Here is a 12,033-nt window from a genome sequence, read left to right as displayed (position 1 = left end):
CAAGATCAACCCGTATTCGGTCTGAATCTGGGTTGACATATTGGTCTGACATGACGAGCATCTCTCCAAACATAAGGCAATGAGGGAGAGTGGGATGATTCGGGGCAGCCTCGTGCGCGTAACGCGCGGCAACATCAATTTCGCGGCGCTGCTGAGCACGACGGCGATGGCGGTGCTCGCAGTCCCGGCCTTTGCGCAGGATACGGCGACACAGGATGCGAACGCCGCCGAAGACGTGGGCGATGATGCGATCGTCGTCACCGGCATCCGCAGCTCCCTTGCCACCGCGCTGGGCGAAAAGCGCTCCTCCGACAATATCGTCGAGGTCATCCAGGCCGAGGATATCGGCAAGCTGCCCGACCAGAACCTTGCCGAAGTGCTGGAAAATGTCACCGGGGTCCAGATCACGCGGCAGGCCGGCGTCGGCAATGCGGTGCAGATCCGCGGCACCGACGCCAACCGCACCGAAATCAATGGCGTGTCGACCGTGGGATCGGGCGCCGGGCGCTCGGGCATCAGCTTCGAAGATCTGCCCGCGGCGCTGATCGCCTCGGTCGAGGTCACCAAGGTTCCGACCGCTCAGACGATCGAGGGGTCGGTCGGCGGCACGATCAATTTGCGGACGATCCGCCCGCTCGACCTCGACGACCCGCTAATTGCTGCGCGCGCGCAGATGGAAAACAGCGACCTCGCGAAATCCACCCTGCCGCGGCTGTCGGCGACGCTCGGCAACAGGTGGGACACCGGGATCGGCGAGATCGGGATCGTCGTAAGCGGCAGTTATGCGCGGCAGGATGTGGCGGCGTTCAAGCCGCGCGTCGACCGCGACGCCGTCGTCCTGCCGGGCTCGGGCCCAAGCGCCGAGGCCTTTCCCTTCCTGCGCATCCAGTTCTTCCAACAGGGGCTCGAAAATTACGAATATGAAACCTACAACGGCACCGCGGCGCTCGAGTGGAAGCCGAACGACGACCTGAAATTCTATTTCGACGCGACGCTGAACAACCAGACGCGCGGGCAAGAGAGTCACCGCGTCCAGATTTCGGGCACCGCGACGCCCTCCGTCGTCGATGCGACCGACAACACCGCGTTCGAGACGATCGATTGGGGTACGCTCGACGGTCCCGATGGCCCGATCGACCTCGGCAGCGTCGACGCCACCGTTGCTGGGACCATCGGCATCGGCGGCACGACCGGCACGGTGATCGACCCCAACATGCGGACATCGAGCGATACCGGCGCGCGCGTCACCAAGAGCCGGGTGTTCGACCTTGGCAGCGACTGGCAAGTCACCGACAAGCTAAGGATGCGTGCGGAAGTGTCGCTCTCGACCTCGAAATCGGACTTCCCCAACTTCTCCACGACACTCGATTTCATCAATCCGAACGGGCCGCAGCCGGCTATCGGTCGCAGCATCGACAATGGCGTGCCGCTCGAATTCGACCTGAGGAATGGCACGCTGCAGTTCGGCATCGACCAGGCGAGCCCCTTTGCCCCGACGACGGCACAATTGCTCGATCCCGCCAACTATCAGCTGCAACAGGTCGCGCAGGGCGCCAATTCGACCGACAATCAGGAACGGGCCGCACGGCTCGACTTTTCCTACGACACGACGGACCTCAACCCCTTCGTGACCTCGATCGACTTTGGCTATCGGTGGAACCGGACGTCGGCGGAAAACAACGAATTTTCCCGAAATGTCAGCCTGACCAATACGACCACCGCCTGGAACCGGCCATCGGGCGACCTGTTTTCGGACATATTGATCCCGGGGCCCAGCAACTTCAACGCCGCCGACGGGCGCCGCCTCTATTTCTCCGACTTCCTGCTGATCGACGGCGGGCGGGCCTTCGACGATCCCGCGAAAGTTCTCGAATCGCTCAACGCCGCGATCGACGCGAGCAACGCCGCCGCGACGCAGGGGCCGCCGGTCGCCCCGCTAACGACGCCGACCGAATCCTTTTCGGGTTTCTTCAAAATCAAGGAAACGACAAACGCCGCCTATTTCCAGGCAAATATGGAGGGTGAAATCGCCGGTATGCCGGTCCGCGGCAATGCGGGCGTGCGCTGGCTGCACACCAGCCTGTCCTCGACCGGCAACAATATCGCGAACGGCGCGGTCACGGGACAGACGGTTGCCAAAAGCTCGTACAACTTCCTGCTGCCGCGCTTCAACCTAGTGATCGAGCCCGCCGACAAGTTCCTCGTCCGCGCCGGGATCGCGCGCGACATTCGCCGCCCGAATTTCGACACGCTGTCGACGTCCTTTTCCTTCGGCACCGGGGCGAACACGCCCGTCGCGGTGGGCAACCCCGACCTCGTGCCCGAAGCGGTCTGGTCGTTCGACTTGTCGGGTGAATATTATTTCGCGCCGTCGAGCCTGATCAGCATCGGCTTCTTCCACAAGAGCCGCACGAATCTGTTCGCGCAGCGTCAGGAAGATCCGGCGCCCAATCTCGACGCGAACGGCAATCTCAACATCTCGATCGATCCGGCCTGCCCGGGCGGCGGCATCTATAATCCGATCGCCAATCGCAATATCAATAACCCGATCCAGGGGGTCGGCATCTGCGTGCCGCGCAGTTCGACGTTCAATGTTCCCGGCACGACGACGCAAACCGGGGTCGAGGTCGCCTTCCAGCATGATCTGTCAGCATGGGAAGATGTGCTCGGCTTTGCCTCGGGCTTCGGCTTCATCGGCAACTTCACCTATCAGAAGGCCGGAGGTTCAGCCCGCGAATATCGCACCGCCGATGGTCCCCGCACGGTCTTTACGCAGCTCGGATATCCGGATTCTCAGGATCTCATCTCGCTGACAAATCTGTCGAAATATGCCTACAACACCACGCTGTTCTACGATAAATATGGGCTCAACGCGCGACTGCGCTACACGTGGCGCTCCAGCTATGTGTCGAACGACCCCTTCTTCTTTGGACTGCCTCTAATCAACGGCGCGCGCGGGCAGCTCAATGCCAGCATCAACTATGACATCACCGAAAATATCAACGTCGGCGTCGAGGGCATCAACCTGCTTCGCGGCGATCAGAACCAATATTGCGTGAACAACAAGGCGCTGCTCTGCTTTCAGGGCCTCACCGATCGCCGGATCACCGCCGGACTGAGCGTAAAATTCTAGACGCCGTTGGAAGGACCGGAAGGCATCGAGCCATGCCTACCGGCAAGCTTGCATCAGGCCGGCAACGCAGTCCCTTGGTCCGTATAGGCGCGCTTCATCCGCGCGAAAGTCACGACCTGCCCGGTCATGATATCGAGTTGTGACGCGATACCCTGATCTGTCAGCATCCCGTCGGGGTCGAAGAGCGGCTGGCTGCTATTCGCCGTGACCGCCATCGGGGTGGGCCAGCCGCGGAGCGCGTGCGTGATCGAGCGCAGCGTCGCGAGCGTGCTGCCCGCCGCCTGCCACCCGCCCGCAACCGCGACCAACCCGACGGCGCGGCCATCGAAATAGGGCTGGGCATCGGAGACGAGATCCTGCGCATAGTCGAGCGCGTTCTTGACTACGCCCGACACCGTCCCGTGATAGGCAGGCGATGCGACGATGATGCCGTCGGCATCGCGCAGCGCGGCCATCAGCGCCTGCGCCTTCGAACAACGCTCACTACGGTGCGGCGCGTACATCGGTAGGTCGATCGCCTCACCCGCGAACAGCGCCGTGTCCGCGCCCAGCGCTTCGCATCGCATGAGCGCGTGGCGGAGCAGGTGTTCGGCCGAGCCGCCGACGGTGGCGTTCCCGCCGAGTGCGACGATAACGGGGCGCGCGGTCATGATATCCTCCGTCAGTTGAAGGTCACCTGGTTGCCGCCGCGCAGGAAGGCGATAGCGTTGCGGCGGAGGTGGTTGGTGCCGGGGTTCAAGATCGGTTCGGGCGAATATTGCGCGAGATAGACGCGGCGCATGTTCGGGGTCGAATTCGATCCGGTCGCGTGGAGCGCGAGGCTGGAGAAAGCGACGACGCTGCCCGCCGGAACTTCGAGCGTCACGCCTTCCTTGTCGCCGGTGTAGCCGACGAGGTCGTTGCTGCCCGGCTGGCGGATGTGCGGGACGATGCCACCCCGCGTTTCGGGCGCCTGCGAGAAGGGCATGATGCGCACGGTCCCGTTGGCGACCGTGGTATCGTCGAGCGTGCACCAGCATGTGAGGTACGGTTTGTGATCGGCGGGGCCGCCGTTGCCGACGACATAGCCCGAATCCTGGTGCCAGCTGAACGGCATGCCTTCGCTGGCGCCCTTCACGACATATTGGTCGTAAAAGAAATAGGCGTCGTCGCCGAGTGTCGCGCGGCAGATGTCCGCCATCGTTTCGCTGAACAGCATGTTGCGGAGGTCGGGCTGCTGGCGCTGGCATTCGCCGGCGAAGTAGCGTTTGCCCTTGTGGCTGATGCCGTCGACTTCGACGCCGAGGCTATCGAGGCGGGCGTCCTCGCGGTCGATCACGCGGCCGCATTCTTCGCGCAGCAGGTCTAGCAGCGGGCCTTCGAGTATGCGTTCGAACACGGCATAGCCTTCGGTCGCGAACTGTTCGCGCTGGGCCGCATAATCCATTTCGTCTCTCCCGGATCTATCCAACGACGATCTGATACGCCTGATTCGTCCATCGCATCCAATCGAATTGCATCCCGCAGTCATGCGTCTATACTATGGCCGATGCGAATGAGACAGGTCGAGGCGTTTCGCGCCGTGATGATGAGCGGGGGCATTACGGCCGCCGCAACGATGCTGAACATCAGCCAGCCGTCGGTCAGCCGGCTGATCGCCGACATGGAGCGCGCGGTGGGGTTCAGGCTGTTCGACCGGCGCGGCGCGCGCGTGCATCCGACGGCGCAGGCGCAAGCGCTGTATGAGGCGGTGCGGCGGAGTTATGCGGGGCTCGACCTGCTCGACCAAGCGGCGCGGCGTATTCGCGCGCATCCGGTCGGCACGGTGCGGATCGCGGCGCTCGCGGCTATCGCGATGGCGATATTGCCCGCGGTGATCGCGCGCTTTCGTATCCTGTATCCCGACATCAAGATCATCGTCGAATCGCTCGGGCAGCGCGCGATCGAGGAACGCGTCTTTCTGGGGCAGGCCGACCTTGGCGTCGGGGTCGATATGCAAGGGCGCGAGGGCATAAGGTCGACACCGCTCGCGCGCGCCGAATATGTGTGCATCCTGCCCGCGAACCATCCGCTCGCGGCGCGCGACCGGCTGGCGATCGCCGATCTGGCGGGCGAGGAGTTCGTCGGCCCGATGCACGAGGCCGATGCGCTATGGAACGGGATCGACACCGCGCTCGAAGAGTCGGGCATCAGCGTATCGCGGCGGCTGGAGACGCAGCATTCGCAAATCCTATATGCCTTTGTCGAAGCCGGGCTGGGCGTGACGATCGCCGAACCGTTCAGCGCGCCGCGCTTTCACCGGCTGGGGGTCGCGGTGCGGCCGATCTCGCCGCCGGTATATCTGGATTTCGCGTTGCTGGAGCCCGATATCGGGCCGACGCCAGAGATTGTCGCGTGGCTGAACGCCGATGTAGCGCGCGAGACCGCGGCGTGTCTGGCGCATGTGAAGCGGGTGGTAGCTTCGAAGTAAGCGGACGCGATGAGGCATGCAAATGTCTGCTTTGGGGTGGTGAGCGGACGTTCCCCCTCTCCCGTCGGGAGAGGGATACGCAGGCTTGTTGCGCAGCAACATAGCCGAAGTTGGGTGAGGGATCGGCACTCGAAGACGAAAACAAACGTCAGACACCCTCTCCCAAAGGGAGAGGGCTTTATGGCCGCTCCTGGTCGAAAGCCGCCCAAGTCATAGCATTTGGACATAATAGATCGATATTTCTCGATTGGACTGATATAGTTTCGACGCGCATCCCTATGCGTGGCGGGTTGGCCCCTGGGCCGACCGGATGATTCTCGGCCGCAGACGCGGCCGCGTCACAGGTCCAAAAGTCCAGGCGGGCAGATGATCCGCCGGACGCGAGTGGGGAGGTTTTCGATGACGACAACAGGATTCAAGCTGGCTCTGGCGCTTTCGACGACGATGGCGATGGCGCTGATCGCCGCCCCTGTAGCAGCGCAACAAACGCCTGCCGAAGCCGATGCGCCCTTTGCCAGCACCGACATCATCGTCACCGCGCAGAAGCGCGAGCAGAATTTGCAGGATGTGCCGGTCGCGATCTCGGTCGTTTCGGGCGACCAGCTCGAACGCTCGAACGTCAATTCGGCCGAGCAATTGTTCCAGCGCGTCCCGACGCTGACCTTTCGCAAGGGCAACACCAACAAGGATTCGGCGTTGTCGATCCGCGGCGTCGGCACGATCAGCTTCTCGTCGGGCGTCGAGCCGTCGGTGTCGACCGTCATCGACGGCGTCGTCTATGCGCGCACCGGCCAGCAGACGTCGGACTTTCTGGATGTCGAGCGCATCGAAGTGCTGCGCGGCCCGCAGGGCAGCCTGTTCGGCAAGAATGCCAGCGCCGGCGTGATCAACATCATCAGCCGCGAGCCCGGTAACGAGCTGGGCGGTTATGTCGATGCCGCCTGGTACGAAGGCAATGAATATCGCATCCGCGGTAGCATCGGCGGCCCGCTCGGCGATGGCATCCGCGCCTCGCTCACCGGTTTCTGGTCACAGTACGACGGCAACGCGCGCAACGTCTTCAACAACCACAAGGTCAACGGATACGAACATTGGGGCGTGCGCGGCAAAGTGATTGCCGAGCCCACCGACAATCTGAAGATCACATTGATCGCCGATTATTCGAAGAACAGCGACAATGGTTTCGCCGACAGCATCGGCACCGTCTTTTCATCGGCGTTCAACAATGCGGTGTTCATCCCGAGCCTCGCGCCGCTGACGCTCGATGGCAAGAACAAGGACATCGACAACGACCTTGACCCCTATACCAAGGACAAGAACAGCGGCGTGTCGGGGCAGATCGACCTCGACTTGGGCGGGGTCACGCTGACCTCGATCACGGCATATCGCCATTGGTATAATTTCCAGGTTCGCGACGGCGATTTCCGGTCGGATGCGCCATCTTATGTCAACACCGGGACCGCAGCGGGCGACGTCCGCTCGCACGATCGCGGCGATTTGAAGTTCGACCAGTTTACGCAGGAATTGCGCATCGCGTCGGCCAATCCGCAGTTTTTCGAATATGTTGCGGGGCTTTATTATTATCACACGAAGGAAGTCGATTTCTTCAACCGGACGGTGACTGCTTGCACCGCGTCGACGCTACCGACCGTGGGCGGGCTGACGCCGTGCGCGACCGGATCGTCGACCTATACGACCAACGAAGGCAACGCCGATTTCACCACCAAGCTGACCAGCTATTCGGCGTTCGGCCAGGGCACGCTCAACTTTACTGACGCGTTCCGCGGCATATTGGGCCTGCGCTATACCGAGGACAAGGTGAGCTATGACTTCGCGCGCCGCTCGACCTCGCTAACCGCGTTCAGCGGTGTGAACCCCGCCTTCGCTTCGGCGGGGTCGATCAAGGACAATGGCTGGTCGGGCAATGTCGGGCTGCAATATGACCTGACCGACGATATCGTCGCCTACACCACCTATACCCGCGGCTATAAGGGGCCGGCGCTCAACATCTTCTTCAACATGCTGGCGCGCGACACCGGCCGTATCGATCCCGAAAAGTCGGACGCCTATGAAGTTGGCCTCAAGACGCGGCTGTTCGATCGCCGCCTGACGCTGAATATCGCGGGCTTTTATGCCAAGTACGACAATTACCAGGCGAATTTCCTCGACATCGTTGCGGGGCAGGTCGTCACGCGCCTGACCAACGCCGGGACGGTGTCGACGCGCGGAATCGAAATGGATTTCAACGCCGCGATCACCGATGATTTCTCGCTGTCGGGCGGGTTCAACTACACCGACGCGCATATCAACGAATTCATCTGCCCGCCGGGCGCCGCCGTCACTTGCGCCGCCGCGATCAACGGCAAGCCTCTGCCCTTTGCCCCCAAATATAAGGGCACGGTGACGATGGATTGGCGCCTGCCGCTGGATATCGACGGATTTAACGTCGATCTGAACAGCTCGCTCGTCTATCAGAGCAAGACCAATTTCGACATCAACCAGAACCCCAATGCCTTCCAGAACGCCTATGCGATCTGGGATGCCGGGATCAAGGTGAGCACCGACGACGACAAATACAGCCTGTCGTTCATCGTCAAGAATCTGACCGACAAGCAGTTCGTCATCCAGCGCATCCCGAACGGGACCAGCTTCATGCGCCAGATCACCCCGCGCGATGCCGAACGGTATTTCGGGGTGACGGCGCGGGTGAATTTCTGACGAAAGAATTATCCTCCCTGCCGCGTAGCGGTGGAGAGGTGGCAGCGGCGAAGCCGCTTACGGAGGGGCTTTGGCGCAACCGTCGCGGCCCCTCCACCATCCTTCGGATGGTCCCCCTCCCCATGGCTTCGCCACAGGGAGGATATTAGAAGAAGCACGAAAGGATCTCGCCATGGCGCTCGACGCGCTCGATACCGGCTTTGCGCTCCGCCTCGGCGGGCAGACGATCCTGACGCATGGTGAAGGCGCGCCCTGTTTCTTCGTCGGGCGCGGTGTGCCGCATGTCCATTCGAAGCTCGGGCATTTCGAAGTGGCGCAGGAGGTGGTCGAGCGGATCGCGCTGGGGCATGTCGAGGTCGCGGATAAGGTCGTGCGCTTTGCTGCGGCGCCGGGTTCGCCCTGGCTTCTCGAAGCTGCGGTTGCGGGCGATGGCGATGATGCGGTGATCGCGCTGAAAGCGATCGACCCAGCGCTCAACCGGCTGTGGCTGCGCGTGCCAGCCGATGCCGGCGAGCATGTTTGGGGTGGCGGCGAGCAATTCTCCTATTTCGACCTGCGCGGACGGCATTTTCCTTTGTGGTCGAGCGAGCCCGGCGTTGGCCGCGATCCGGCGTCGCCTTTGTTCCGGCAGGTCGAGGCGCACCGCAAGGGCGGCGGCGGCAGCTATGCCCACACCAATTATCCGCAGCCGACCTTCGTTAGCTCGCGGCGCTATGCGCTGCACGTCGACAGCTTCGCTTATGCCGCGTTCGATTTCCGTGAGCGGGATTATCACGAGGTCGAGGTGTGGGAGATCCCGGCCCGGATCGAACTGCGGGCGCGGCCGCGCTTTGCCGAGCTGGTGTCGGCGCTGTCGGATCGCTTCGGGCGCCAGCCGCCGCTGCCCGAATGGCTGCTGAAGGGCGCAGTGATCGGGCTAAAGGATGGCGACAACAGCTTTGCGCGATTGAAGGCCTATGAGGACGCCGGAGTCGCGGTTTCGGGGCTGTGGTGTGAGGATTGGGTGGGGCTGCGCATCACCAGCTTCGGGAACCGGCTGTTCTGGGACTGGCAGTGGAATGCCGAGCGTTACCCCGAATTACCTGCGCGGATTGCGGAGTTGCGCGAGCGCGGGATCCGGTTTCTCGGCTATGTGAATCCCTATCTGGCGGTCGACGGGCCGCTCTATGCCGAAGCCGCTACACAGGGCTTCATGGTGATGCACCCCGAAAAGGACGAGCCCTATATTATCGATTTCGGCGAGTTCGATTGCGGGCATGTCGATTTCACCAATCCCGCCGCCGCGGCGTGGTTCGCCGACACGATCATCGGCGAGAAGATGATTGATTTCGGGCTGTCGGGCTGGATGGCCGATTTCGGCGAATATTTGCCGGTCGACGTGCGGCTCGCCAACGGCGAGAGCGGTATGACCGCGCATAATCGCTGGCCGGCCTTGTGGGGCGAGGTCAATGCGAAGGGCATCGAGGGACGCGGGCAGACGGGCGAGATGATGGTGTTCATGCGCTCGGGCGGGGCCGGCGTCCAAGGCCATTGCCCGATGCTGTGGGCGGGCGACCAGGCGGTCGATTTTTCGCGCCACGACGGGATCGGCACGGTGATCTGCGCCGCGCTGTCGGCTGGGATGCTGGGCAACGCGCATCATCATAGCGATTGCGGCGGCTATACCAGCCTGTTCGATACGACGCGCGATGCCGAACTAGCGATGCGCTGGGCGGAGATGTCCGCGTTTACGTCAATGATGCGGACGCATGAGGGCAATCGGCCGCGGCAGAATATGCAATATGACGACGACCCCGACCTGCTCGCGCATTTTGCGAAGATGACGCGGATCTATGCGCATCTGGCGCCCTATCTGCGGCGGCTGTCGCAGCAGGCTTCGGAGACGGGATTGCCGGTGCAGCGGCCGCTCTTCCTGCACTTCGAGGACGATGCCGAAACCTATGCGATCCAGACGAGCTATCTGCTCGGGCCCGATTTGCTCGTCGCGCCGGTGATCGCGGCGGGGAAGACCGAGTGGACGGCCTACCTGCCCGCGGGGGTCGAGTGGGTGCATGTCTGGTCGGGGCAGGCTTACGCGGGTGGCGGCGATGTGACGGTGGCGGCGCCGTTCGGACAGCCGCCAGTGTTTTACCGCGCGGGATCGGCGGACGCGGCGCTGTTCGAAGGGATCGTTTCGGCGTGAAGGAAACCGCGCTCGATGCGCGGCGGCGCGCCGAGGTCTTTGCCGAACTGGAGTCGCGGACGTTCGATCTTGTCGTGATCGGCGGCGGGATTACCGGCGCGGGGATCGCGCGCGACGCGGCGATGCGCGGGCTGGCGGTCGCGCTGGTCGAGGCGCGCGATTATGCGAGCGGGACGAGCAGCCGAAGCTCGAAGATGATCCACGGCGGCCTGCGTTACCTGGCGCAGGGCGACATCGCGCTGGTGAAGGAAGCGGCGTCGGAGCGGCAGATCTTGCGGCGGATCGCGCCGCACCTGACGCGATTGTCGCCCTTCCTGATCCCGACGACCAACATGGCGATGACCGCGAAGCTGCGCACGGGGCTGTGGACGTTCGAGAAATTGGGCGGAGTGCCCGAGGCCGAAAAGCATGAGGTGATCGGGCTGGCCGAGTTGCAGCGGCGCGAACCGTTGATGCGGACCGGCGGGTTGAATGGCGCGGTGATCTATCCCGAGTTTCTGACCGACGATGCGCGGCTGGTGCTGGCGAATATCCGCAGCGCGCAGGGAGCGGGGGCGGTCGTCGTGAACCATGCCGCGGCGTCGGAACTGACGGAGGGCGGGCTGGTCGCGACGTCGACGCTGGACGATGGGCTGGGCGCGCGGATCAAGGCGAAGCTGGTGGTGAACGCCGCGGGTGCTTGGGTCGATAGGGTGCGCGGGCTGGAGGGCGGCGAGAACGATACGCGGCTGTCGCTGAGCCGCGGCATCCATCTGGTGCTGCCGCGCGAGCGGTTGCCGATCAATGCCACGCTGATCATCCGCGCACCCGACAAGCGCAGCATTTTCGCGGTGCCGCGCGGGCCGTTCACCTATGTCGGGACGACCGATGTGTTCCATGACGGCGCCGATTACTGGCCCGCGCCGGAGCGCGCGGACATTGATTATCTGCTGCGCGCGACCGAGGCGGCGCTCAACATTGCACCGATCGAGGACGCCGAGATCGTGTCTTTGTGGTCGGGGGTGCGGCCGTTGATCGCTCAGCCGGGGAAGAAGGCCAACGAAGTATCGCGCAAGGACGAGATATGGACCTCGCCGGGCGGGATGGTGTCGATCGCGGGCGGGAAACTCAGCGCCTATCGCGCGATGGCCGAGCGGGTGGTCGATCTGGTCGTGGAGCGGCTGGACGTGAGCGCCCTGCCCTGTTCGACCGCCGATGTGTCGTTGCCCGGGGGATCGCGGACGCTGCCGCTGGACGGGCTCGATCGTCTGGCCGCCGAGAGGCTCGCGGGGCTCTATGGCGACGAGGCCAACGAGATTTTGCTCGCGGGCGGCGATGTGGCGGCCGAGGCCGTCCGCGCGGTAACGCATGAAGGCGCCGCGACGCTCGAAGATTATTGGGTGCGCCGCAGCGCGCGCGCCTGGTTCGACGAGGGCGCCGGGCTGGCCGCACTCGCCCCCGCCGCCGAAGCGATGGGTGCGCTGCTCGGCTGGGATGACGCCATGAAGGCGGCTGAGATCGCACATTGCCGCCAGATCAACGATGCGAGCCGCAGGCTTTTGGGAGAGTGAG

Annotated in this window: 7 protein-coding genes; 5 read left to right on the top strand and 2 right to left on the bottom strand. The window is 63.5% G+C overall.

Going from position 1 to position 12,033, the window contains the following annotated elements:
- Positions 1-94: 94 nt before the first annotated feature.
- Positions 95-3,133 (top strand): TonB-dependent receptor, encoded by a 3,039-nt coding sequence (locus SKP52_RS04065; RefSeq protein WP_228383817.1) that lies wholly within the window; start codon positions 95-97, stop codon positions 3,131-3,133.
- Positions 3,134-3,186: 53 nt separating this feature from the next.
- On the opposite strand, the gene SKP52_RS04060 is transcribed toward SKP52_RS04065, so the two are convergent.
- Both SKP52_RS04060 and SKP52_RS04055 read right to left on the bottom strand, forming a co-directional pair.
- Complete coding sequence (locus SKP52_RS04060) at positions 3,187-3,783, bottom strand: NADPH-dependent FMN reductase (RefSeq protein WP_052207788.1); 597 nt, start codon at positions 3,781-3,783, stop codon at positions 3,187-3,189.
- 11 nt (positions 3,784-3,794) lie between these two features.
- The gene (locus tag SKP52_RS04055) at positions 3,795-4,559 is read right to left on the bottom strand and encodes a phytanoyl-CoA dioxygenase family protein (RefSeq protein ID WP_039572024.1); all 765 of its coding nucleotides are present in this window, start codon (positions 4,557-4,559) and stop codon (positions 3,795-3,797) included.
- A 102-nt stretch (positions 4,560-4,661) separates the two neighbouring features.
- Between SKP52_RS04055 and SKP52_RS04050 the strand changes: the two genes are divergently transcribed.
- The 4 genes from SKP52_RS04050 to SKP52_RS04035 all read left to right on the top strand — a co-directional run bounded on the left by SKP52_RS04050 (position 4,662) and on the right by SKP52_RS04035 (position 12,032).
- Positions 4,662-5,582: a LysR substrate-binding domain-containing protein gene (locus SKP52_RS04050; RefSeq protein ID WP_081997200.1), complete on the top strand. Its 921-nt coding sequence runs from the start codon at positions 4,662-4,664 to the stop codon at positions 5,580-5,582.
- Positions 5,583-5,981: 399 nt separating this feature from the next.
- Positions 5,982-8,300: a TonB-dependent receptor gene (locus SKP52_RS04045; protein WP_052207784.1), complete on the top strand. Its 2,319-nt coding sequence runs from the start codon at positions 5,982-5,984 to the stop codon at positions 8,298-8,300.
- Between the two features lie 172 nt (positions 8,301-8,472).
- Positions 8,473-10,482 (top strand): alpha-glucosidase, encoded by a 2,010-nt coding sequence (locus SKP52_RS04040; RefSeq protein ID WP_039572021.1) that lies wholly within the window; start codon positions 8,473-8,475, stop codon positions 10,480-10,482.
- Positions 10,479-12,032 (top strand): glycerol-3-phosphate dehydrogenase/oxidase, encoded by a 1,554-nt coding sequence (locus SKP52_RS04035; protein ID WP_039572017.1) that lies wholly within the window; start codon positions 10,479-10,481, stop codon positions 12,030-12,032. The genes SKP52_RS04040 and SKP52_RS04035 overlap by 4 nt, the downstream gene beginning before the upstream one ends.
- Position 12,033 lies beyond the last annotated feature (1 nt).

This window comes from Sphingopyxis fribergensis (assembly GCF_000803645.1).
Classification (GTDB): domain Bacteria; phylum Pseudomonadota; class Alphaproteobacteria; order Sphingomonadales; family Sphingomonadaceae; genus Sphingopyxis; species Sphingopyxis fribergensis.
This window is presented reverse-complemented; position numbering and strand designations above follow the sequence as displayed.

What these genes read in the sequence shown, in the direction of transcription:
- SKP52_RS04060 (WP_052207788.1), bottom strand. Translation starts at nt 3,783, where the DNA reads ATGACCGCGCGCCCCGTTATCGTCGCACTCGGCGGGAACGCCACCGTC.
- SKP52_RS04065 (WP_228383817.1), top strand. Translation starts at nt 95, where the DNA reads ATGATTCGGGGCAGCCTCGTGCGCGTAACGCGCGGCAACATCAATTTC.
- SKP52_RS04040 (WP_039572021.1), top strand. Translation starts at nt 8,473, where the DNA reads ATGGCGCTCGACGCGCTCGATACCGGCTTTGCGCTCCGCCTCGGCGGG.
- SKP52_RS04045 (WP_052207784.1), top strand. Translation starts at nt 5,982, where the DNA reads ATGACGACAACAGGATTCAAGCTGGCTCTGGCGCTTTCGACGACGATG.
- SKP52_RS04050 (WP_081997200.1), top strand. Translation starts at nt 4,662, where the DNA reads ATGCGAATGAGACAGGTCGAGGCGTTTCGCGCCGTGATGATGAGCGGG.
- SKP52_RS04055 (WP_039572024.1), bottom strand. Translation starts at nt 4,559, where the DNA reads ATGGATTATGCGGCCCAGCGCGAACAGTTCGCGACCGAAGGCTATGCC.